The sequence below is a fragment of the Microcoleus sp. Pol12B3 genome (genome assembly GCF_036701355.1).
Taxonomy (GTDB): domain Bacteria; phylum Cyanobacteriota; class Cyanobacteriia; order Cyanobacteriales; family Microcoleaceae; genus Microcoleus.
Genome location: NZ_JAUBQS010000002.1, coordinates 185,938 through 207,639, shown reverse-complemented (window position 1 = coordinate 207,639; position 21,702 = coordinate 185,938). Strand labels below are relative to the sequence as shown.

20 protein-coding genes and 1 pseudogene are annotated in these 21,702 nt (G+C 46.1%); 10 read left to right on the top strand and 11 right to left on the bottom strand.

What is annotated here, in order from left to right:
• Nucleotides 1-5 precede the first annotated feature (5 nt).
• The 3 genes from QUA53_RS01950 to QUA53_RS01940 form a co-directional block, all read right to left on the bottom strand.
• On the bottom strand, nt 6-1,703 hold the full coding sequence (locus tag QUA53_RS01950; RefSeq protein ID WP_333094602.1) for an EAL domain-containing protein: 1,698 nt from the start codon (nt 1,701-1,703) through the stop codon (nt 6-8).
• Nucleotides 1,703-4,075: a PAS domain S-box protein gene (locus tag QUA53_RS01945; protein ID WP_333094601.1), complete on the bottom strand. Its 2,373-nt coding sequence runs from the start codon at nt 4,073-4,075 to the stop codon at nt 1,703-1,705. The genes QUA53_RS01950 and QUA53_RS01945 overlap by 1 nt, the downstream gene beginning before the upstream one ends.
• Before the next feature lie 505 nt (nt 4,076-4,580).
• A complete protein-coding gene (locus tag QUA53_RS01940; protein WP_333094599.1) occupies nt 4,581-5,771 on the bottom strand; it encodes a WD40 repeat domain-containing protein in 1,191 nt (396 codons plus the stop codon).
• Between the two features lie 255 nt (nt 5,772-6,026).
• Between QUA53_RS01940 and QUA53_RS01935 the strand changes: the two genes are divergently transcribed.
• Both QUA53_RS01935 and QUA53_RS01930 read left to right on the top strand, forming a co-directional pair.
• Entirely contained in the window at nt 6,027-6,401 is a 375-nt protein-coding gene (locus QUA53_RS01935) for a DUF1257 domain-containing protein (RefSeq protein ID WP_242724949.1), read from the top strand.
• Nucleotides 6,402-6,447: 46 nt separating this feature from the next.
• A complete protein-coding gene (locus QUA53_RS01930; RefSeq protein ID WP_333094598.1) occupies nt 6,448-7,308 on the top strand; it encodes a DUF6920 family protein in 861 nt (286 codons plus the stop codon).
• Nucleotides 7,309-7,382: 74 nt separating this feature from the next.
• Here the strand turns inward: QUA53_RS01930 and ilvA are convergent, their stop codons facing one another.
• Nucleotides 7,383-8,915: a threonine ammonia-lyase, biosynthetic gene (ilvA, locus tag QUA53_RS01925; protein ID WP_333094622.1), complete on the bottom strand. Its 1,533-nt coding sequence runs from the start codon at nt 8,913-8,915 to the stop codon at nt 7,383-7,385.
• Nucleotides 8,916-9,199: 284 nt separating this feature from the next.
• Here ilvA and QUA53_RS01920 point away from each other — a divergent pair, with 284 nt between their 5' ends.
• The 3 genes from QUA53_RS01920 to QUA53_RS01910 are packed head-to-tail and all read left to right on the top strand — an operon-like array spanning nt 9,200 to nt 10,041.
• Nucleotides 9,200-9,478 (top strand): BrnT family toxin, encoded by a 279-nt coding sequence (locus tag QUA53_RS01920; RefSeq protein ID WP_333052755.1) that lies wholly within the window; start codon nt 9,200-9,202, stop codon nt 9,476-9,478.
• The gene (locus QUA53_RS01915) at nt 9,459-9,701 is read left to right on the top strand and encodes a hypothetical protein (RefSeq protein ID WP_333094597.1); all 243 of its coding nucleotides are present in this window, start codon (nt 9,459-9,461) and stop codon (nt 9,699-9,701) included. Before QUA53_RS01920 ends, QUA53_RS01915 begins: the two co-directional genes overlap by 20 nt.
• Entirely contained in the window at nt 9,685-10,041 is a 357-nt protein-coding gene (locus tag QUA53_RS01910; protein ID WP_333094596.1) for a GNAT family N-acetyltransferase, read from the top strand. Before QUA53_RS01915 ends, QUA53_RS01910 begins: the two co-directional genes overlap by 17 nt.
• Before the next feature lie 91 nt (nt 10,042-10,132).
• Here the strand turns inward: QUA53_RS01910 and QUA53_RS01905 are convergent, their stop codons facing one another.
• The 5 genes from QUA53_RS01905 to QUA53_RS01885 all read right to left on the bottom strand — a co-directional run bounded on the left by QUA53_RS01905 (nt 10,133) and on the right by QUA53_RS01885 (nt 14,483).
• On the bottom strand, nt 10,133-10,702 hold the full coding sequence (locus QUA53_RS01905; RefSeq protein ID WP_333094595.1) for a hypothetical protein: 570 nt from the start codon (nt 10,700-10,702) through the stop codon (nt 10,133-10,135).
• A 188-nt stretch (nt 10,703-10,890) separates the two neighbouring features.
• On the bottom strand, nt 10,891-11,748 hold the full coding sequence (locus QUA53_RS01900) for a bifunctional class I SAM-dependent methyltransferase/HIT family protein (protein WP_333094594.1): 858 nt from the start codon (nt 11,746-11,748) through the stop codon (nt 10,891-10,893).
• Between the two features lie 109 nt (nt 11,749-11,857).
• Nucleotides 11,858-13,456 (bottom strand): Hsp70 family protein, encoded by a 1,599-nt coding sequence (locus QUA53_RS01895; protein WP_333094592.1) that lies wholly within the window; start codon nt 13,454-13,456, stop codon nt 11,858-11,860.
• A gap of 20 nt (nt 13,457-13,476) precedes the next feature.
• Nucleotides 13,477-14,259 (bottom strand): XRE family transcriptional regulator, encoded by a 783-nt coding sequence (locus QUA53_RS01890; RefSeq protein WP_333094590.1) that lies wholly within the window; start codon nt 14,257-14,259, stop codon nt 13,477-13,479.
• Between the two features lie 11 nt (nt 14,260-14,270).
• Nucleotides 14,271-14,483, bottom strand: coding sequence for a DUF2997 domain-containing protein (locus QUA53_RS01885; protein WP_333094589.1), 213 nt, complete (start codon nt 14,481-14,483; stop codon nt 14,271-14,273).
• Nucleotides 14,484-14,565: 82 nt separating this feature from the next.
• Between QUA53_RS01885 and QUA53_RS01880 the strand changes: the two genes are divergently transcribed.
• On the top strand, nt 14,566-15,588 hold the full coding sequence (locus tag QUA53_RS01880; RefSeq protein WP_333094588.1) for a low specificity L-threonine aldolase: 1,023 nt from the start codon (nt 14,566-14,568) through the stop codon (nt 15,586-15,588).
• Nucleotides 15,589-15,883: 295 nt separating this feature from the next.
• Here QUA53_RS01880 and QUA53_RS01875 read toward each other — a convergent pair whose 3' ends face one another.
• Both QUA53_RS01875 and QUA53_RS01870 read right to left on the bottom strand, forming a co-directional pair.
• Entirely contained in the window at nt 15,884-16,282 is a 399-nt protein-coding gene (locus QUA53_RS01875; protein WP_190737102.1) for a DUF4112 domain-containing protein, read from the bottom strand.
• Between the two features lie 71 nt (nt 16,283-16,353).
• A complete protein-coding gene (locus tag QUA53_RS01870; protein ID WP_333094586.1) occupies nt 16,354-16,692 on the bottom strand; it encodes a helix-turn-helix domain-containing protein in 339 nt (112 codons plus the stop codon).
• A 116-nt stretch (nt 16,693-16,808) separates the two neighbouring features.
• Here QUA53_RS01870 and QUA53_RS01865 point away from each other — a divergent pair, with 116 nt between their 5' ends.
• The 4 genes and pseudogenes from QUA53_RS01865 to QUA53_RS01850 form a co-directional block, all read left to right on the top strand.
• Nucleotides 16,809-17,507: a pirin family protein gene (locus QUA53_RS01865; RefSeq protein WP_333094583.1), complete on the top strand. Its 699-nt coding sequence runs from the start codon at nt 16,809-16,811 to the stop codon at nt 17,505-17,507.
• 183 nt (nt 17,508-17,690) lie between these two features.
• The gene (locus QUA53_RS01860; RefSeq protein ID WP_333094582.1) at nt 17,691-17,897 is read left to right on the top strand and encodes a hypothetical protein; all 207 of its coding nucleotides are present in this window, start codon (nt 17,691-17,693) and stop codon (nt 17,895-17,897) included.
• A 161-nt stretch (nt 17,898-18,058) separates the two neighbouring features.
• Nucleotides 18,059-19,702 carry a WD40 domain-containing protein gene (locus QUA53_RS01855; protein WP_333094581.1) on the top strand — a complete coding sequence of 548 codons (1,644 nt, stop codon included), beginning with the start codon at nt 18,059-18,061 and terminating at the stop codon, nt 19,700-19,702.
• Between the two features lie 412 nt (nt 19,703-20,114).
• Nucleotides 20,115-21,167, top strand: a pseudogene (locus QUA53_RS01850) (ABC transporter ATP-binding protein); the annotation flags it as partial.
• Between the last annotated feature and the right edge of the window lie 535 nt (nt 21,168-21,702).

Below are 21,702 nucleotides of genomic sequence, written 5' to 3'. Positions count from 1 at the left end.
TTCCCCTAGCAAATCCGTTGCCGAACTTCCTGCTTCCTCCAGCATAAATCCCAGGACTTATCGCTTTTCAGTAGCGCTTCAAACTCAGCCCTTGGCAAAGCCTGACTGAAAAGATAGCCTTGAATTTCGTCGCATTCGTGTTCGCACAAAAAATCAAGTTCTTGCTTATTTTCTACCCCCTCAGCAACCACTGTCATGTTCATGCAGTGTGCCATTTGAATAATCGCTATTGTTATCGCTGCATTTTGGCGATCGTCTGCAATATCGCGAATAAAACTCTTGTCTATTTTGATCGCATCAAACGGAAAGAGTTTGGGATAACTCAAAGAAGAATATCCCGTTCCAAAATCATCAATTGCTATCCTAATTCCCAGATCTTTCCACACCGTAAAAGCTTTAGCTGCTGCCATTTCGTCTTGCAAAACCAGACTTTCCGTCAGTTCTAATTCCAAACACTTGGGATCGAGGCCAGTTTCTGTTAATATCTCCCTGACTCTTTCCGTGAAATTTTTGCGCTCGAATTGACGGGCGGATACGTTAACTGCCACTCGGAGGGGCGGTAAACCTTCTCTTTGCCATGTTTTAGCTTGCCTGCAAGCAGTCTCTAATACCCATTCACCCAACGGTGCAATCAAGCCCATTTCTTCAGCCAGGGGAATAAATTCCCCTGGGGAAACTCGCCCCCGTTCTGGATGATTCCAGCGGAGCAAAGCTTCAGCCCCAATAATTTTACCTGTTTTAATTTCTATTTGCGGCTGATAGTAAATTTCAAACTCTGAGCTTTTTAAAGCATGGCGCAAGCAAGTTTCTTGAAGAAGTGTATTGATAAAATAATTAGCATTTTTTGCCGTATAAAAATGATAAGTATTGCCGCCTTTTTGCTGAGATTGATACATTGCTATATAAGCATTTTTCAGCATTTCATCTCCGTCGATGCCGTCACCGGGATACAAGCAGACACCCATACTAGCAGTGACATACACTTCACAATCTTTGACAATCATACCTTGGGAGACAAGATCTAAAATGTTTTGAGCAATCTTTGCCACATCCTGTTTTTCTGCAACAGGTTTAAGAATCAGCGCGAATTCTGCCGCTTCCAAACGAGCAACAATATTAATGTTTTCCATGCAGTTATTTAGCCGCTGGGCGATGGTGCAAAGCACTGAGTCGCCGATATCGTGTCCCCAGGTACTGTTAATGCGGTTGATTTTATCTAAGCTAAGCGTGACAACTGGAACGAATCCTGACAATTCTTTTTGACCATCTAATACTCGACTTAAATTTTCTCGCAAAAATGAACGATTCGGCAGGTTCGTCAAGCTGTCATACTGATGTCGGTAGAGTGCCAGTTGAATAGTTGTGTGCAAGTTTTTTTCTTCAAATGGCTTGACAATATAGCCGAACGGTTTTGTACTATTAACTCGTCGCAAAGTAGTTTCATCGGCATAAGCTGTCAGATAAACTACGGGAATTTGAAAGCGCAAGCGAATTTCTTCGGCTGCTGTAATGCCGTCGATTTCTCCTTGCAGGTTAAGATCCATTAAAACTAAATCCGGGCGCAACTTGGCTGCCGATTCAATCGCTTCTTCTCCCGAATAGACCATGCCAGTTATTCTATATCCTAGAGATATCAAACTGTCGGAAATGTCTTCCGCAATGATGCTCTCGTCTTCAACTATCAGAATTTTTTTGTTAGACACTAATTTTTTTCCTCAGAGTGCAATTTAGGTTGACAAAAGGTTATTCTAAAAGTTGTGCCAGCAGTTTCTAACAGTTCTATTCCCCCCCGGATTTGCTTGACTAAAGACCCGACGAGTCGCAAACCCAACGTTCGGGCTTTTCGATAATCTAAGTCTTGAGGAAAACCAATTCCGCTGTCGCTCACGGTTAGCACGCAAAGTCGATTTTTTTCCAAAGAGAAATCTATGTTAATTTTACCTTTAATTTGTCCTTTAAAAGCATATTTGAGAGCATTTGTCACAAGCTCGTTGATAATTAACCCGCAAGGAACTGCCGTATCAATATTAAGAGAACACGGCGCAATATTTGTTTGCAACTTAACGCCTTCTGCATGATTTTCATAAGCTTGGAATAAATTGTGTGCGAGATTTTGGATATATTCAGCAAAATCAATGTTTGACCAGTCTTTGGAGTGATATAATTGTTCGTGAACCAGAGCCATCGATCTGACTCGGTTTTGACTTTCTTTTAACATTTCACTAACGTGGCTGTCTTGAATGTAGCGAGACTGAAGTTTCAGCAGGCTAGAAATAACTTGGAGGTTGTTTTTGACGCGGTGGTGAATTTCTTGGAGAAGGACTTCTTTTTCGGCGAGGGAGGCTTTGATTTGATCCTCATCCCGTTTGCGCTCTGTAATGTCGCGTACTACAGCTTGGAGAAATTTTTGTCCGTTAATTTCCATTGCGTTTAACAGAACTTCTGCGGAAAATTCTGAACCGTCAAGTCGTTTGTGTACCCACTCAAAGCGACAGCTACCTGTTTGCAATGCTGCCGATATTCTCTGTATTGCTAGACTGGATGAGTCTTGTCCGCTCGGCTGAAATTGTGGGGAAAAGTCGCTCAATCTCTTGCCGTAAAATTCTTTGGTGTTGCTACAGCCAAATATTTTTAAGGTAGCGGGGTTGCAGTCAAAGAACTCCTTTTCGTCAAGCAACATTACTGCGTCGCTGGTGGCTTCATAAAGGCTACGAAATTTGTGTTCTGATTCTTGCAGCGAGCATATCAATTGGTTTTTTAGAGCTTCTGCACGCTTGCGGTCGGTAATGTCTATTCCTACGGAAACCGCAGCAGTTCCCTGATGGTATTTCTGAGCTACTATCAAATAGTTGCGGACGAAACCGTTAATTTCAATGTCTATTTCTTGCCAGGTTTGCTGAGATGAACTCTCAAAAAAATTTCGGATCAGTTCTCCAAAAGTCGAGCCTTTCTCGAGAAAGTTTATTTCTTGACCGACAAAGCTTTCAGGAGACAGGTTGAATGAGGTTGCTAAGTGCTGGTTGACTCCAATATACCGCAAATCTGAACTGATCCAAGAAATCAGTCCCGGTACCGCATCCAAAACGGCGCGAAGTTGGTCTGTAGCTTCTTGGAGTGCTTGTTCCGATCGCTTGCGATCGCTAATATCTGTCGCCGTTCCGAACAAGCCTAAAATAGCGCCGTTTTCAGCTTGGTTGACGATGCTGTTGACGCGCAGGTGGACGGGAGTACCGTCTTTACGAATCTGTACTGTTTCGTAAAGAGAATTAGCGGTTTGTGGCTGAATTTTGGTTCTTGCTAAAAGTTGAGCAAATATTTCTCTTGGTCTACTTGCTTGATCTGGAACTAAAAAATCGGTGAAGTGGCGTCCGATCATTTCTGGCGGTTCGTAACCGTAGATGCGTTTGGCGGCGGAATTGACAAAAGTCAAGAGGCCTTCAGTATCGATCGACCAAATCAATTCTTGGGAGGTTTCTACGAGGTTGCGGTACTTTTTTTCGCTTTCGGCAAGTGCTGCATTGAAAAATTTCGTCTGCTTCTGAAGTCTCTCTTCTAATTCTTGATTTGCCGTCTCCAGAGTTGCGATCGACTGCTCGCGCTCGCTAATTTCAGTAGAAACACCCACTGCCCCAACCACTTCGCCGTTTCCATCTCGCAGCGCTGCCGATCGAATTTCGTGAATAAAATGCCTCTCTCGGACGTTCCAAGTGCGATCGTTTCCTGCTAACACCTCGGCAATATTTTCTAAGATATCTGGCTGGCTGCTGTAAACTTCAAAAATCGAAAGCCCGACAGTTGCACCGGGTTTGAGTCCCAATTTTTCTAATCCTTTTCCTGCTGCAAGGGTCAACTTGCCTTCTCTGTCTGTTGCCCACAGGAAAATTGGCGCACAACTGACAGCGGCGTGAAGGGTTTCGTTGGCTTGTTTGAGCCGATCGATTTCTGCGTGAAGCCGATCCTGGGTGGTGTTTAATTCTACCGTTAGTCGATCGGCTTTTTGCTGCCAACTGGCAGCAGCATCGCACATTTCTGCGAAATGGCGAGAACGACAGATGGATTGGTTGCAGTGTGACATGGTTACTCTAGGGCGCACTGTGTATTTAACCCCAGCCTATCTTTTAAGCATAAACTTTTTAAGTCAAATATTACAATTAGCAGGAATACTCATCCGACCAAGATGCGATATATTAAAGATACTTTAAATGATTCAGAAATTACTGCTAGATTGGGCTTTTGGGCGACTGTTTAGAAATTTATAATAAGCTGAATAATGCCTGCCAGTCGGTATTTTTACGGTAACTATTTGTAGTATTGGAAAAAAAAGTTCCGCATTCCTCGGCTTGCACAAGAACTGAAATTGTAAATTTATTATATTTGTTTGCGTAGATTCACGCACCGAGGAAGAGAGAATCGGGAAAATTGAAATATAGGCAGCCCCTGAATGGTTGGGAGGTACTTAATTTGTGCAAATCATGAGGTCGATTCCTTCTTCTTTCTGCCTTCTGCCTTCTTCCCTATTCCCTATTCTCTATTTCTTCCATCCGCTACATCCGTGGAGCGAATCCGTTGCCGAACTTCCTTCAATTAACTCCCCAAATTTTGATAGTTTTGTCTATACTGCCACTGATAATAGTTTCACCATCGCTGCTAAAAGTAAGACAAGTAACAGAGATTTGATGTCCGCTGATAGTGTAAAAATTTTCGCCCGTACTGGCATTCCAAAATTTGATATTACCATCTGCACTAGCGCTGATAACAGTGCGTCCGTCGGGACTAAAGGCGATCGCATTTATCGAGTTAAAATGCCCTGCCAATGTGATTGAACTATCTGGATTCGATAGCTGTCGCAGTTGAATGTTTCTGTCCCAGCCGCCAGTAGCCAAAGTCTGCCCGTCTGGGCTCAAAGCCAGACAATTCGCATAACCCTTAATTGTTTGAGAGCACTCTCTGCTGCGGAGGTTCCACAGCTTAATTGTACCATCAGAACTGCTGCTAGCGAGAGTTTGTGCGATCGGGCTAAAAGCAAGACTAACAATTCCTGCTTTATGAGCTCCCCAAGTTAAAAGATTCCCAAAGGTACAGATTAACTTTCCCGTCTCTAAATTCCAAATTTTGATAGTAGTATCTGCCGAACCGCTGGCGATAACTTGACTGTCGGGACTGACGACAATTGCGCTAATTTCCGCTTCATGTCCGAGGGAAGTATGCTGCAATTCTCCTCCCTGCCAAATTTCGATCGCGCGGTGTTTTGGAGTATTTCTGCTCCTTACAAACACTTCACTTTCTTGGCTCAGGACAAAAGTTTCTTGAGCGCGGGGATACTTGTCAACAGTATAGAGTATTTCTCCTGTATCTACATCGCAAATTCTAATTATTTTCCCGTGCAAACTCGCGGTGCGAGATCCTCCGGGACTAATCGCAAGATTTGTTCCAGTTTTCACAGTGCGGATGCAGTCAAAAAGCTTGTAAGGCACGAAGTCTTTTAAAGCTTGGCGCACTAGAGGTTCTGTCCTCGATCGCAAAATTAAATAAGCAACTCGCTGCACTTCTGCTGCGGGGTCAAGCAGCGCCTCAATTGCTAAATTTAAACCAGCGCCTCCGTATTTAGGAGCATCTTTAACGGCGGCAATCCGCGACTCGATACTAGGACTGTTGAAGCGCTGCTTTACCCCCGCGATGCCTCCCAAAACAGCGCCGGCGATCGGGATTTGACTTTGACCGCCGAGGACGGCATCATATTCTCTAGGTTGGTTAGGATTGTCGGGCATCATACGATTTTTGATTTTTGATTTTTGATTTCAGAATTGGATGACTAAAAAAAGCAAACTTACGCACGGATAAATCGGGGGAATTGTTATCGGATACTCAGTTGTAATTTTCTGAGCCTATGAATCCGGGGGCTTGTAACCTGGCTGCTTTTGGTGACGCTAAAACCGCGTTTAAGAGCGCAACTTCTAACTTATTGACGGTTGGAGTTTATAGTATTATAATCAAATCAGCGTTTCACACAAAAATCCGAAAGTGATATGTCACACTTCACAACGATCAAGGTTCAGATCAAGAACGGCGAACTGCTGCATCAAGTGTTGGAAGAATTGGGTTATCAAGTAGAGTGCAATGTGCAGGTGCGGGGTTATCGGGGTGACAAAACTAATGCCGAGTACGTGATTCGGCAATCCAACGGTTACGATTTGGGTTTTCGCCGCAGCGGAGAGGATTACGAATTGGTAGCGGATTTTTGGGGCGCTAGAATTAACCAGCAGGAATTTGTCAATTCAATTAGTCAAAAATACGCGCGAAAAAGTTTGATGGCGGCGGTGCAATCAGAGGGTTTTAATGTTGAAGAAGAGGAAACTTTGGCAGATGGAACGCTGAGAGTTGTAGTGGGTAGATGGGTTTAAGACTCGCACTTGATTAACTCGTTTTTAGGTATCAAGAGGAATCACCATGTGGCGATCGGCGATCGTACTAATTATCCTGGCGCTGGTAGTTGGCATTGTGGGCGCGATCGCCCTTGGAGCATACCGCTGGCATCTCGGTACCAAGGAACTGCGAGCCAATCTGGAAACTGCACGCTTGCCGATTAAACCTCTGACATTTGATGCGCGGGAAATCGCCGATTTACCCCAGCCAGTGCAGCGCTACTTTCGCGCGGTGATCGAGGATGGACAACCGCTAATTGCAGCAGCGCGGGTTTCCCACGAAGGCACGTTTAACATGAGCGAAACCGCAGAAACATGGAGCGCCTTCACCTCAACTCAACTCGTAATTACTCAGCCCCCTGGCTTTGACTGGGACGGGCGAATTGCCATGATGCCCGGTATCAATGCGTTCGTTCATGATGCCTACATTTCTGGCGAAGGCATCCTCCATGCAGCGCTGCTGGGCCTGGTGACTCTGGCGGATATCCGCGGCACTCCAGAAGCTGCACAAGGGGAACTGATGCGCTTTTTCGCGGAAGCGGCTTGGTATCCGACGAGACTGCTGCCGAGTCAGGGTGTTCGCTGGGAGGCGATCGACAATTCTTCCGCCAGAGCAACACTACAGGATGGCGACACCGCTGTTTCCCTGGATTTCCGCTTTGATGAAGCAGGGCTAATCGCCACTGTCCGCGCCGAGGCCCGCGCCCGTACAGTTAACGGGGGACTGGTGTTTGCGCCCTGGCAAGGCCGCTTCTGGGACTACGAATTGCGAGACGGTATGCGGATTCCCCTCTCCGGTGAGGTGGCGTGGCAACTGCCTGATGGCTCGCTATTGCCCTACTGGCGCGGCCGCATCACGAATGTTGCCTATGAGTTTGCACGATGATTCTAGTTTGTGTTGTAGGGTGCCCCGGTTTCAACTGCCTCCTTCATAAAGAGGGTACCTTTCCCCAAAAAACCCTACCTCAAAAACAACTTATAAGCCGGATTTTGACTCTCATCCCCATACTGATAGCCCAGCGTATCCAAAAAAGCCTGCCATTCCTGCATCTCATCGGGCGGCACTTGAATTCCCACCACAATTCGCCCGTAATCAGCCCCATTATTTCGATAGTGAAAAACGCTGATATTCCAGTTAGGGCTCATCGAACCGACAAACTTCATCAACGCACCCGGACGTTCGGGAAATTCAAAGCGATAAAACAATTCATGATCTGCCAGCATCGAACGCCCGCCCACCATATGCCGGACGTGCAATTTCGTTAATTCATCATCAGTTAAATCCAAAGTCTTGAAGCCACAATCTTCAAAACTTGCCGCTATCTTCACCGCATCGGCACGGTTTTGAATTTGTACACCTATAAAAATATGTGCTTCTTTTTCATCCGCAATTCGATAGCTAAATTCAGTTAAATTGCGCTTTCCAAGACACTCGCAAAACCTGCGGAGACTGCCAGCTTGTTCGGGAATTGTGACTGCAAAAATGGCTTCGCGGCGTTCGCCAAACTCGGCTCTTTCTGCTACAAAACGCAGCCGATCGAAATTCATGTTCGCGCCGCAAGCAACAGCAATTAATGTTTGTCCTGCGATTTGTTCCCGTTCCACGTAAGCTTTCGCACCAGCGATCGCCAAAGCGCCTGCAGGTTCTAAGATCGATCGCGTATCTTCAAAAACATCCTTAATCGCCGCGCAAACATCATCCGTATCCACCAAAATAATCTCATCCACATACTCCTGACACAACCGAAAAGTTTCCTCCCCCACTTCCCGCACAGCAACGCCGTCAGCAAATAAACCCACCTGCGACAAACGCACCCGTTTACCCGCTTTCAGCGATTGATTCATTGCATCGGAATCGATAGGTTCGACGCCAATAATCTTAATTTCCGGCCGCAACCGCTTGACATAGGCCGCAATTCCCGAAATCAATCCGCCGCCGCCAATTGCCACAAAAATCGCGTGAATTGGTTTTTGATGTTGCCGCAGAATTTCCATGCCGATCGTACCCTGTCCAGCAATCACGTAGGGGTCATCAAAAGGGTGAATAAAAGTCATACCTTTTTCCGCCTCTAATTGGCGCGCAAAGGCGTAGGCATCATCGTAAGCATCCCCATGCAAGACTACCTCTCCACCACGGGCTATCACCGCATTTACCTTCACCTGCGGCGTCGTTACGGGCATGACTATAATCGCGCGAGTCCCCAAGTGGCGGGCGGCGAGGGCGACTCCTTGGGCGTGGTTGCCGGCGGAAGCTGCAATCACACCTTGTGCTAGCAAATCCGGCGACAGTTGCGCCATTTTGTTGTACGCACCCCGCAGTTTGAAGGAAAACACCGACTGCATATCCTCTCGCTTCAGCAAAAGTTTATTGTTGAGCCGTGCTGATAGATTCGGGGCGCATTCTAAAACTGTTTCTTGAGCAACATCGTAGACGCGGGCAGTGAGAATTTGTACCAGGTAATCGCAAAGCATGGGGTTAGCAGGTTGGTTGATGCCGGATGGTGGGATAATTGTAGGACACTTGTGTTAGTATTTTGCGGGGAATTGGCGATCCTTTTCGAGGGCTTCGCTAACGGGCGATTCCCTGCGGGATAGCTTCGCTTCACGGAAGTTATCAATGATAACTTTTCCGTTTGGGAAAATACTGAAAACGCGCGATCGAACTTATTTCGTCGAGTCAGCGGGGAAGTTGAGTCGCACTCAGGTGGAGTACGATTACAATAAAAGCAGCGTTAGATAGCAAAAGCGCGAAAATATATAAAACATACAATCAGGGTATGGAATTTGAATGGGACGAAATCAAAGCAGCTATCAATCTCAACAAGCACGGTGTAAATTTTGAAGAAGCAAAGACAGTTTTCTACAATCCGCTTGCCGTAATTTTTGATGATGAAAAACATTCCCAAAATGAGCGCCGTGAAATTATCATCGGTCACTCTCAAAACAATCAGTTGCTGCTAGTCAGCTATACTGAACGTGCAAATACAATCCGTATCATTAGTGCCCGTATAGCCACTAGAAAGGAGCGTGAAGACTATGAAGAAAACGCCTTTTAATGAATCTTCAAACTCGGAAGATGACCTTTTGTCAGAGTACCGCTTCGACTACAAAAAAGCCAAACCCAACCGTTTTGCAAATCGTAGTGGAAAGCCACAAATGACAGTCGTTGTTTTGGATGAGGATATTGCCCGGATTTTCTCAACACCAGAGGCAGTCAACAAGGTGCTTCGGGCACTGATTGAAGCGATGCCTCAAGCAAGTAGTGGGGATACAGTTTAAAGTCCTAAAATACGGTAATGTTTGGGAACTGCACCCGCTGGTAGTGGGAACAGAATTTCGCAGACAAGGAATTGGTCGATCGCTCGTAGCTGATTTAGCAGCAGAAGCTAAAAACCGGGGAGGGATCGTGCTCTGGGTGGGTACCGACGACCAAGACAATCAAACAACACTTTCAGGCATCAATCTTTATCCTAACGTTTGGGAACACATCGCCAAAATTAGAAATTTGCGCGGTCATCCCTACGAATTTTATCAAAAAATGGGTTTTGCGATCGTGGGAGTGATGCCCGACGCCAACGGAATTGGCAAGCCAGATATTTACATGGCAAAGCGGCTGTAAACTTTAATGTAGGTTCTAAATTTACTGGCCGGTGGCTTGCCAATCCAACACTGAGCAAAATTAGTTCTTGAACGTTTCCCATAAAATCGGTCTAGTCGGGACGTGCGAACCCCGTTAGAGGGTCGCTAATAAACAAACCCAGAACTAACGAATCCATCACCGTATCCCAGACAGGAGTCAAACGCTCTGCATCGTCAACCCAGTAATCAAAAGTAATCAAACACTGAACATTAGAACCCAATCCAATACAGATTCGCGAAAAAGCTTCCCGCTGTTCTGGAGGGTCGATAAACTTAAATTCCGTCCAAACAATACGGGCAGTTTGCCGCTTCAATTGGATAATTTCCCCAAAAGCGATCGGATTCCGCGTATCATCTTCAACCACCTTCTGTAATAGCGGCACCAGCGGAAACTCTCCCCAGTTACCAGGTGGTAGCAAATTAAACGAAACCTCCAAACGACAATCATCATCGGGCGGCTTTTTATCCGTAAACCGGAACGAATTAGTATCCGGTTCAAAATGCCAATCTTCCGGGACATCAAAGCGGACTGCACCTCTTCCTGCTACAAAAATTCGAGTTCCAGGCTTTGACTTCCAATTGTGGTCTTCTTTGAGTTCTAGAGTTTCCTTGAGCCATTCTTGCTTTTTGCGCTTAGACATAAACAGAACACCAAATTGCTGCTAATGTGTAGTTTTAGACCTTGCAAACACATTTTAACTCTATTTTGCTCGCCGTTTGCTCAAATATAACAATCCTTACAAAAATTATGAATTCCTCTCTTCTCTATTCCTCTGTGTTCTCTGCGCCTCTGCGGTAAAAAATAATTTATTTCACAATTGGCTAACTTTTATTTTTCACTCTTCGGAATCACAGACCTAATTCCGCCTTTATTCCCAGCCGCATCGCCCTTATAACGCGGGATCACATGAATAGCCGCGTGAGTGCGACTTTGACCAGCCTGTTTATTAATATTTATTCCCACATTAAAACCGTCAGGATGAAATTCTTTACTTAACATCTCTTGTACCTTATTAGCCATAAACCAGCAAGCCGATTGCTCTCGAAACGGAAGTTCAAAATAATTGGCAACGTGACGCTTGGGGATGATTAAAACATGACCTTTGCTGGCGGGATAACCGTCAAACATCGCATAAGCTGTTGCTGATTCAGTTAGCAAAATTAGGTTTTTATACGGATTGCAGAATATGCAGTTATTAGTAGAATTTCTTTGATGGTTGTAATGCACGTATTTGTAAATTTCGCAAGACTCATCTAGGTGAACAGGCTTAAACGGAAGTTTGACAATGCACTGATATGTAGGTTTTTTGTGGACATAATGTTCTCGAAAGCCTTCTTTTTTGATATCCCTTCTCACAGCAAAATACGCATTCCCTCCCGGTTTCAACAGGTGCGACACTTCCATCAGGACATTAGCTTGTTCTTCAGGAAACAGAACATTCAAAACATAAAAGCAAATGATGGTGTCGAATTTATCTTCCGGGAATTCCGGGAAATAATAAGGGTCATAACCCGCAATATCGAAGCCTTTTTGCTGCAACAATCTAACATCGCTGCCCAAGCCGCACCCAAAATCTAAGACTTTCCCTTGCAGCAAGTTTTTATCCAATAAAAATCTTGCCGGAAATGACAGATAAATTCTTTCGATTGCCGTCAGGTGGCTAAATTTATTTTGTTGCTTTTTCATGGCGGCATGAATTTGATTTAAATAAATATTCTTCCGTCCGCGCACCATCTGGACGAGAGTTTGTGTAGTACCGATTTCAAGATCCGAATGTTATCTAAAAATTTTACCATTATTGCAGTTTGGCGATCGCCCCTTTTTCCACCAACACCTTACCAGTCACCAAATCCCGCACCGTCGCCAACAAAACCCGTTTCTCATCCACCTCAAAACTCACCGAAACCCTGTCAATTCCCAATACCCCGGGCGGATCCAAATGCGCTACGCAAACCTGCTGGTGGTGGCTTTCCAGAGACCGAAAATCCGTTTTTTTGTTGAGCAAGCTGCTCGTCATTTGCCCTTTTTCGTTAAAAATAACCTCCGCTTGCGATACCTCCGCAACTTCCCCAATATCTAACCGAATTTCCCTTTGCCCTTCCATTGCCACTTGCAGCGTCAACTCTTCGGAACTTTGACAGGGATACTTCATTTCCTTGCTAAATATCGGCGAATAAGCATAAGCTTTAGCATAAGGTTCCCAGAGGCGAATGGCATAGCTGTGGCGCAAATAATCGTCAACACTCGCTAATTGTGTCAACGCTAAAGCACCGTGTGCCACTGCTTCAAAAGGCTTGTCTCTTTGGACTTTTTGCCGCCCAAAATACGAAACCACTAAATTAGATACAGCCGGGATTAAAGAAGTTCCTCCTACCAGCAAAACCTGTTCGATATCTGCTTTGCCGATACCTTTTCCCTGTGCAATACTCAGCACTTCATCTAAACTTTCCCGCAACTGTTCTAACAACTGCCTAGATTCCAGAATTTCCTCAAGCTTGTCTCGGTTTAGCTGCAACTCGTAAGACATAAAATTTTCATCGTCAAACCAGCTTTCCTTCGCCTCATTAACTTGAGAAAGTTGAATTTTTAATTTTTCCGCTATTTCTAATAAATTTTGCCAGCCAACTGGGCCGACTTCTGCCCGCGACGAACCAATTTGCCGCAAATAATCTTCGACAATCCAGATGTCAATATCTTCGCCGCCGACATAAGCATCGGATTTTGCCAATACTTCGGCACGCACCCTCCCCAGCCCCCCCTTGAGAAGGGGGGGTAAGGGGGGGGTAAGAGCAGTGCGGACTAAACTTAAATCTAAAGTTCCGCCGCCAAAATCAACTACTAAAACTATAGATCCGGGACGTTTTACTGCATATCCTAGGGCGGCGGCTGTGGATTCATCTATTACGTGAACTTCCGCAACTCCCAAACTTTCTCCTAAGTCGCGAAACCAATCTAGATATCGCTCAAATGCTCCGACGGGTACTGTAAAAATTACTTTTTCTGGCTGTATATTATGTAAATATAATTGTTTCCAAATAGTCTTAATAAACTGTTCTGCTAATGATTCTGCTGTGTAGGTGTCGCCGTCGATATTGCGGGGCGGTGGCTGAAAGTCGGCAGCTAAATTGCGTTTAAAAGCTTTGAAAAAGCGGTCTGGCTGGGATTGCCCCAAACGCTGCGATCGCACTTTTTCTCCCAACACCAATTCTCCGACCTTTTTCACAAACACTAAAGTCGGCACTACAGATATTTCTCGAACATCTCCGCTCAAATTCTTCGTTTTAAAAATGCGGGACATCTCGCCCAATCTCAAAGTTTCTGGTGTTTGCGTATCCGGGTTAAGAATGCAGACAACCGTATTGCTGGTGCCGAAGTCAATGGCAACTGTAGTCATGTTAATTTTAGATTTTAAATTTAATTTTTCATTCCTGCTGGCAGGGTGCGACTAACTTTAGCAGGAGCAAGAATTCGCTCTCCCTCCCGATAGCCGACAAACCGAATATAAACTAATTCTCCTTCGGTTATATCCTCAACATCCGGCTGGTGCAACTGCGGATTGTAAGCAGTTTGTTCCCACGCAGAACCGATTGTTTGAAAATCCCAGCTTGATAACAGGTTTTCTAAGGGAGTAAACAAAGCTGAGAGATTTTTGGCGGGCATATCCGGCTTGGCTTCAGCCATTTTGCGGGCGGCGGGATAGTTGGTTAACAAAGTTTGCAACTGTTCAAAGGTCGCGCGGCGAAAATCGGCAGTTAGTTGAGCTTTTTGCTGGTGCAATTCTTCTCGCAGCCGGAAACACTGCTGCCTCAATTCTTCTATTTCGGTGGGATTAGTTGTGATTGTAGCCGACATTGGCAGCGCGCTCAAAGTGCGATCGAACTCTTGAAAATTCAAATTCAGCACTGTTGCCAGCCGTCTCAGTTGGTCTAGCGTGAGTTTTCCCACGTCTCCCTGCCGCACTAAGCGCACTCCAAAGCGACTTAAACCTGCTTTTTCGCCTAAGTCTTGCCAATCGAGAATGTCTAGCTGATTCATGCGTTCCCGCAGAATTTTATCGTACTTAAACTCGATCGCATCTCCAGCCTCAGATGCAGCATAAAGGTAGACTAAAATGAGAAAAATGCCCCCGACAGCCAGCGCGAAGCTGAAGGCAGGCACTGTTGTTACATCAACTGTTGCACCGAGGATCTCAAACATCTTTAACTCTTCTAAACCTGTTTTAAAGTCTGCGTTTGTTCAACGCTCAAATTTTCTTCGCCTTCGTAGTATTCTGGCAGCAAGTCTTGAGATTCTATTTTTCCGAGGGCTTTTTCAATTTCGGCGGTGGTCTCAGTGCAACTCGAACCAGTGGCGTTGAGGACGGTTTCGGTAATTTTGCCGTCTTTGCCGATGCGGTATTCTATTTGGCGGTATTCTGCCATAATTCTGCCTCTTGGTTTAATGCTTGAGTGTTGACTGCTGAGGATTGAGTTATATTATAGATTCTATTTACCAATTATTCTAATGAATTTTTGTAGCGACAATGCAACCGGGGTTTCGCCGGAGATTATGGCGGCGATTGCAGCGGCTAATTCCGGTGCTGTGATGTCTTACGGAGATGATGAATATACGCAGCGTTTGCAAGTTAAATTTTCGGATTTATTCGAGACATCGGTGACTGTTTTTCCAGTAGCAACAGGTTCTGCTGCTAATGCTCTGGCCCTTGCGGTTATGACTCCTCCTTACGGGGCTGTTTACTGTCACGCGGAATCTCATATTAATCTGGATGAATGCGGTGCGCCGGAGTTTTTTACAGGCGGTGCCAAGTTAGTCACAGTAACAGGAAATCATGGTAAAATAGATGCAGAGACTTTAGGAAAAATACTCGATCGCGCTGGTGCAGGTATCGTCCATCACGTACAGCCCGCAGCCGTCAGCATCACTCAAGCAACGGAAGCCGGCACAGTCTACAATCCAGCGGAAATTTCCCATATTTCGGAAGTAGTTCGCGCTCACAATTTGCACCTGCACATGGATGGAGCTCGCTTTGCCAATGCTGTCGCCAGTCTTGGCTGTTCTCCGGCTGATATCACTTGGCGCGCAGGTGTGGATATTCTATCGTTTGGAGCGACAAAAAACGGCGCAATGGCTGCGGAAGCTGTGGTTTTTTTTAATAGAGAATTAGCAAAGACTTTCCCTTTTTACCGCAAGCGCAGCGGGCATCTTTTCTCAAAAATGCGGTTTTTGTCGGCGCAGTTGGAAGCGTATATAACGGATGATTTGTGGCTGAAGAATGCGGCTCATGCAAATAATATGGCAGCCAAATTAGCCCAAGGTTTGGCGGAAGTTGAGGGAGCGAAGTTTTGCCATCAAGTTGAAGCTAACGAGATTTTTATTCAACTTCCAGAATCGGTAATTACAGCGGTTTTAGCTGAGGGTTTTCTGTTTTATCGGTGGGATGAATGTACTGTTAGACTGGTAACGGCTTTTAATACTCTAGAAGCGGATGTTATTGCTTTGGTGGAAGCGGTTAAACGACATCAATGATTAAAATGTAGGGGCGGGTTTTACAAATAATACCGGCCAGCTATGAACAATCTAAGAAACCCGCCCCCACTTAACAAATAATTCACATCAACCTTGATTTATATAAATGCAAAAATAGGCGCGGGGATTTCTCGTTTGATGGGGCGGGTTTGAGAGATTGTTGGTTATTTACAATTATTGTTTGTGAACCCGCCCCTACATTTTAAATGCGAAAAATAGGCGCGGGATTTTTAGTGTGATGGGCGGGTTTGAGAGATTGTTGGTTATTTACAATTATTGTTTGTGAAATTCGTACCTACAATTTAATAGATTGAGGAACAGGTTCGGCAACTGCGGCTAGTTCTGGCTCAGCTTCTTCGAGGTGTGCTTCTAAAAGCGCCAGATTCCTCATGTTTGATTTATAAAAAGCATCGAAGATATCTCCGACTAAAGGTACTGAACCAACGACGGCTTCTAGACCGATATTGTAAATCATTTTCCCTAGAGTTTTTTGGGGAATGTTGAATCGAGTTGCTAAATAAATTAGGTAGGCGGAAAAAGCGGTATCTACTATGTCGCCCGCACCTGGAACCAAACCGATAATCGGATCTAAGCCGATGCGAAATTTGGTGCCGGGGATGCCAATGGCGGTATCCATCAGGCGGCTGAGTTTGCGGATGCGGTTGAGGGTGGCGAGACGCTCTATGTTGTTCATATTATTATTGTTGAACTAGGTTGAAAATTTGAAATCTGTCGGAAGACGGAAAAAAAACATCTAGAAACCGCTCATTTTCCATCTTCGCTAATATGCTGAATTCCCCATTCGTGCATGGCATTAATAATCGGTTTGAGACTTTCGCCCAAAGGCGTTAGCGAATATTCAACTTTTGGCGGCACTTGCAGGTAAATTTCCCGGTGTACAATCCCGTCTGATTCCATTTCCCGCAGTTGCTGCGTCAGCATCTTCTGAGTAATGCCGTTGACAGCTCGTTGCAGCTCGTTAAAACGCTTCACTCCTGGAAACAACTCCCGCAGAATCAAGACTTTCCAGCGCCCGCCAATCACCTCTAGAGTTCGTTCTACCGGGCAATTTGCTCGATCGACCTTTGCTTCTGTGACTTGCATAGTATCTTTTTGGTAAGTACCGCACTTTTAAGTGCGTACTATCCATAATAGCTTAACTAGGTTTAAAATAAAAACATCAAAGAAATACCCGATAAATTTCACTGAGGATTCAGAAGATGATTACCGTTAGAAAAAGTGAAGCAAGAGGACACGCTAATCATGGTTGGCTAGACAGTTACCATACATTTTCTTTTGCCGGCTATTACGATCCAAATTATATGAACTTTCGCTCTTTGCGGGTAATTAATGAGGATTTCGTTAGCCCCGGCAGAGGTTTCGGCACTCACGGGCACAGCGACATGGAAATCATTACTTATGTATTAGAAGGAGCATTAGAACACAAGGACAGTTTGGGTACTGGTGCAGTGATTAAACCCGGTGAAGTGCAGCGGATGAGTGCAGGTACTGGTATCCAGCACAGCGAGTTCAATAACTCGCAAACAGACCCGGTTCATTTGCTGCAAATCTGGCTGTTACCAGATACAAAAGGCTTGCAGCCGAGTTACGAGCAGCGGGAGTTTCCCCTAGCAGAAAGGCACGGAAAACTGCGCTTAGTGGCGGCACGAGATGCGAGAGATGGTGCTGTGAAAGTGCATCAAGATGTGGATTTGTATGCGGCTGTTTTGGATAAAGATTCGCGGGTTTCTCATACTTTGCAGCCAAATCGTCATGCTTGGGTGCAAGTTGCTAGCGGGTCGATTTTGCTTAACGGTTTACCTTTGAAAAATGGCGACGCTGCGGCGGTTAGCGGCGAGTCTGAATTGGCGATTGAAGCTACGGAAGATGCTGAATTTTTGCTGTTTGATTTGGCATAGAATTGGGCAGCATATATACTAAGTAAGGTGCATAATTCGCACCCTACTTAGTGATATATAATGTGCGTATTTCCCACCCTACTGAGGGTTGGTTACTACTTAGGAAATAAGTAAATAGGAGGAAGACAGTAAATTTTATTTATGGTACTTCTAGTAAGGGATAAGTCTTTAGGATAAATTTTTATGCAACAAAACCAGATCGCCAGAAAGCATCTTATTTGGAGCCTGATCACTGGTTTAGCAGTCGGCGCGATCGCGGGCGCACCCCTCGGCTGGATGGCTAATGGGTATTATTCCGAGCAGCGTTTGGCTCAAATTCTGATTTGCCGAGAAAAGAATAGAGATCAGCCAGTGGCTATTGTTGAGGCTAGGTGCGGTTCCCGATTCTAAATTTTTCTGCTAGCCAGAGGGCTGTGTCAAATATTTTTATGCTTGTGCAAATGTCGAAAGTTCGATCGCGCAGGCGGTTTGGCGTTCTCAACCGTCAATATGCCACAAACCGGAAAAGTTATGCGTCAGTTGATATGTGGGTATGTTAAATTTACACGATAATGAATTACAGCAGAACAATTCCGGCTATTTTGAGTGCTACGATCGCCCTGAGTTCGATCGCCCTCATCCCACTGACATCACCTCAAATCGCCCTCGCATTAACCGCCGACAAAGTTAAAACCGTTGCCCAACAAATTACTGTTCGCATCCAGGGGCCAAAAGGCGGTTCAGGAGTAATTTTAGAAAAGCAGGGCAGCACATACTATATTCTCACAAACTGGCACGTTGTCGATAAAGCCGGCGATTACGAGGTTGTAACTCCGGACGGCAAAGCTCACTCTGTATACTATAGCCTCGTGCGGCGAATGCCCGGTGCGGATTTGGCCGTCGTGCCGTTCAGCAGCACTCAAAGCTACCCCCTGGCTCAATTAGCCAATTCCGCAGCAACTAAGGGAAACAAGGCTTATGTGGCGGGCTGGCCGATATCCGGCGGTTCTTTGAGACAGCCGATTTTCATCGCCACGGAAGGTCAGCTTACCGGCCGCCAAACTCCTTGGAACGGCTATACTTTGGTATACAACAACTTAGTGAGAGCCGGCATGAGCGGCGGCCCAGTGCTCGACGATGCAGGGCGAGTTGTCGCAATTAACGGCATTGTCAGGTTAGAGGACAACTCCGATAAAATCGTGGCGGCGGGGATAGAAATCAATACTTTCATGAAATGGCGATCGACTATTTCGCTGCCAGTCGTTCCCCAATCTCCTACTGCCGGGAACCCGAAAACTCCGGCAAATAATGCGCCCCGCACGCCCGCAAGTACGATCGCCTTTACTGCCACAAATACCCTCAAAGGACCTTCGGAAGTTGTCAGTTCCCTTGCCCTAGCTTCCGCTTATTTTACTACAGGAAATAGCAACGGCACTATCTCAGTTTGGAATTTTCCCAGCGGGCAATTAAAAACTACCCTGCAAGGTCACACGGAAGCCGTAAACGCATTGGCCGCGAGTGCCGATGGCAAGGTGTTAGCTAGCGGCAGCGACGACAAAACTGTGAAAATTTGGAATTTAGAAACTGGCGCGGTTGTACGCACTTTGAGCGGGCATTCCGGTGCAGTTTCGAGCGTTGCCGTTAGTCCCGACGGTCAATTTGTAGCCAGTGGCAGTTGGGACAAAACGATTAAGATTTGGAACGCCAAAACGGGGGAATTGCTGCGGACTTTGACCGGGCATTCTGGGTTAGTGAATGCTGTTGCAATTAGTCCCGATAGCAAAACTTTAGCTGGTGGCAGCAAAGACGGCTCAATAAGGTTCTGGAATTTAGCTAGCGGTCAAGCAATTCGCACGATTAGCGGCAAAAGCTTGTCTGTTTTGTCGCTAGCTTTTACTCCCGACGGCAAGAGTTTAGCTGCGGGAAACAGCAATGGTACAATCGGTTTGTGGAATGCAGGAAACGGGCAGTTAATTCGGCGTTTAAGCGGGCATACTGACGGGGTTTGGTCGGTGGCTTTCAGTCGGGATGGCACTACTTTGGTTAGTGGGAGTTGGGATAAGAGTGTGAGACTTTGGGATGTGCGATCGGGCGAATTGAGAGGTAATTTGAGCGGTCATGCTGGCTACGTTAGCGCTGTGGCGATTAGCAGCGACGGTAAGACTATTGTTAGTGCCGGTTGGTTGGGGGAAATCAAGATTTGGAAAAGGAGTTGAGATTTTTTTGAACGAACCCCGAAGGCGCGTTAGGCGGAGGGGCGCGTAAGCGCTACTCAACCTAGAAACAGCCCCGCGTCTGTAGCGAAGGCAGCTAGTGGAGGGTTCGGTTAAGCACGGACTCTACTGGTAGGATGCGTCAGTTGGTAGCGATTCGATGTATGTCGGCTAATCATTTCCGCGCTTCGCACCGTACTCCCTAGCATTTTGCTTCAAAGTACGCTCGACCCTTATGATAGATTTGGTTCTTGCCAGACTACACTGGAAGACAAAATCAAATTAAAAATTTCGCCATAAATTCGATCGACCCGCCGATCGGGCGGGACTCTCAACTTCGTGGAACAGGCGTCCCGCCTGTGGTTGGCAAAGTAAATCTAAAATCTAAAACCTAAAATCGCGTGACTTCTGACAAATGATTGAAGTAGAACACTTAAGCAAAACTTACGGTTCGACCGCAGCGATCGCGGACGTGTCTTTTTCGGTCGAATCAGGAGAAATTCTCGGTTTTTTGGGGCCAAACGGCGCGGGCAAAACCACAACGATGCGGATTTTGTCGGGATATTTGCCGGCATCCAGCGGTACGGCCCGCATCGCCGGCCTCGACGTTCACGAAAACTCGATGGCCGTCAGACAGCGCATCGGCTATCTGCCGGAAAACCCGCCACTGTATCCTGAAATGACTGTGGAAGGGTTTCTGTTTTTTGTGGCCAGGATTAAGCAAGTACCTGCAGGCGATCGCGCGCGACGAGTTACCTCCGCGATCGAACGCTGCGGCCTGGTTGATAAACGCAAAGTTTTAATCCGCAAACTTTCTAAAGGATTTCGCCAGCGCGTCGGTATCGCCCAGGCGATCGTCCACGACCCCCCAGTGATTATCCTAGACGAACCAACCGTCGGCCTCGACCCCCGACAAATCATCGAAGTCCGCAATTTAATCAAAAGTCTTGGCGGCCAGCACACAATCATCCTTTCCACGCACATTCTGCCGGAAGTCAGCATGACTTGCAACCGCGTTACCATCATCAATCGCGGTAAAATCGCCGCTGCGGGTAGTCCCGAAAATTTGATGGGAGAGTTGGCGGTGGGAGAGGGCTACGAACTCGAAGTCGAAGGCGAGGCAGATTTGGTAAACAGTCTGCTGTTGCCTTCTTTGGAAAATTTGCCAGGAGTTCGATCGGTCGAATTGATTCCAAGCCAGCAATTTTTAGTGAATCGCTGCCGCTTGCGGGCCTTGTGCGAACCGGAAAGAGAACCCGGACGAGAAATTGCTACAGCTATCGTCGCCTCTGGATTTGGACTCTGCGAAATGCGCCGCTCTCGCGCTACTCTCGAAGATGTGTTTTTAAGGCTGACAGCGGCTGAAAAGAAACCGGAAGAAAATCTGGTTCACAGCGAACCGGAGGTCGATCGAAATCTCCAAGAAGCCACACAAATTCAAGATTCGATCGCGGATTCTCATCAATCAGAATCACAACCGACGATCGTCCCGGACAACCTGCCCGTTTCAAATAAACCAGAGTCGCTCTATGATTCTCATTCTTCAGCATCGGAAGCAGTTGTAGAAACTGAAGAGTTGCTTGATTATTCTCATTCCGCATCGGAACCAGTTGCAGAAACTGTAGAGCCGATAGAACATCCTCAACCAGAATTAGAACCAGTTGCAGAAACCGCAGAGTTGATAGAACATCCTCAACCAGAATTAGAACCAGTTGCAGAAACCGTAGAGCCGATAGAACATCCTCAACCAGAATCAGAACCAGTTGCAGAAACCGTAGATTTGAGTGAAGCGAAGCATCTCAGTTTAGGTGTCACAGGAACCCGAGGCTCTTACTCGCTACAGATCTCTAAACAAGCAAGCAGGATGCTCACTTTTGTAAAAAATGTTTTTTATAAAAGTGAGAGACTCCCGATAGAACCTTCTCCACCAGAACCGATTGTCGAAAATCTAGAAGTTTCAGAAACCGTAGAGTCGATCGACTATTCTCAACCAGAATCCGAAC

Coding starts and splice junctions, on each gene's coding strand:
- QUA53_RS01945 (WP_333094601.1), bottom strand. CDS start 4,075: ATGTCACACTGCAACCAATCCATCTGTCGTTCTCGCCATTTCGCAGAA.
- QUA53_RS01940 (WP_333094599.1), bottom strand. CDS start 5,771: ATGATGCCCGACAATCCTAACCAACCTAGAGAATATGATGCCGTCCTC.
- QUA53_RS01935 (WP_242724949.1), top strand. CDS start 6,027: ATGTCACACTTCACAACGATCAAGGTTCAGATCAAGAACGGCGAACTG.
- QUA53_RS01930 (WP_333094598.1), top strand. CDS start 6,448: ATGTGGCGATCGGCGATCGTACTAATTATCCTGGCGCTGGTAGTTGGC.
- QUA53_RS01920 (WP_333052755.1), top strand. CDS start 9,200: ATGGAATTTGAATGGGACGAAATCAAAGCAGCTATCAATCTCAACAAG.
- QUA53_RS01915 (WP_333094597.1), top strand. CDS start 9,459: ATGAAGAAAACGCCTTTTAATGAATCTTCAAACTCGGAAGATGACCTT.
- QUA53_RS01905 (WP_333094595.1), bottom strand. CDS start 10,702: ATGTCTAAGCGCAAAAAGCAAGAATGGCTCAAGGAAACTCTAGAACTC.
- QUA53_RS01900 (WP_333094594.1), bottom strand. CDS start 11,748: ATGAAAAAGCAACAAAATAAATTTAGCCACCTGACGGCAATCGAAAGA.
- QUA53_RS01895 (WP_333094592.1), bottom strand. CDS start 13,456: ATGACTACAGTTGCCATTGACTTCGGCACCAGCAATACGGTTGTCTGC.
- QUA53_RS01890 (WP_333094590.1), bottom strand. CDS start 14,259: ATGTTTGAGATCCTCGGTGCAACAGTTGATGTAACAACAGTGCCTGCC.
- QUA53_RS01885 (WP_333094589.1), bottom strand. CDS start 14,483: ATGGCAGAATACCGCCAAATAGAATACCGCATCGGCAAAGACGGCAAA.
- QUA53_RS01880 (WP_333094588.1), top strand. CDS start 14,566: ATGAATTTTTGTAGCGACAATGCAACCGGGGTTTCGCCGGAGATTATG.
- QUA53_RS01875 (WP_190737102.1), bottom strand. CDS start 16,282: ATGAACAACATAGAGCGTCTCGCCACCCTCAACCGCATCCGCAAACTC.
- QUA53_RS01870 (WP_333094586.1), bottom strand. CDS start 16,692: ATGCAAGTCACAGAAGCAAAGGTCGATCGAGCAAATTGCCCGGTAGAA.
- QUA53_RS01865 (WP_333094583.1), top strand. CDS start 16,809: ATGATTACCGTTAGAAAAAGTGAAGCAAGAGGACACGCTAATCATGGT.
- QUA53_RS01860 (WP_333094582.1), top strand. CDS start 17,691: ATGCAACAAAACCAGATCGCCAGAAAGCATCTTATTTGGAGCCTGATC.
- QUA53_RS01855 (WP_333094581.1), top strand. CDS start 18,059: ATGAATTACAGCAGAACAATTCCGGCTATTTTGAGTGCTACGATCGCC.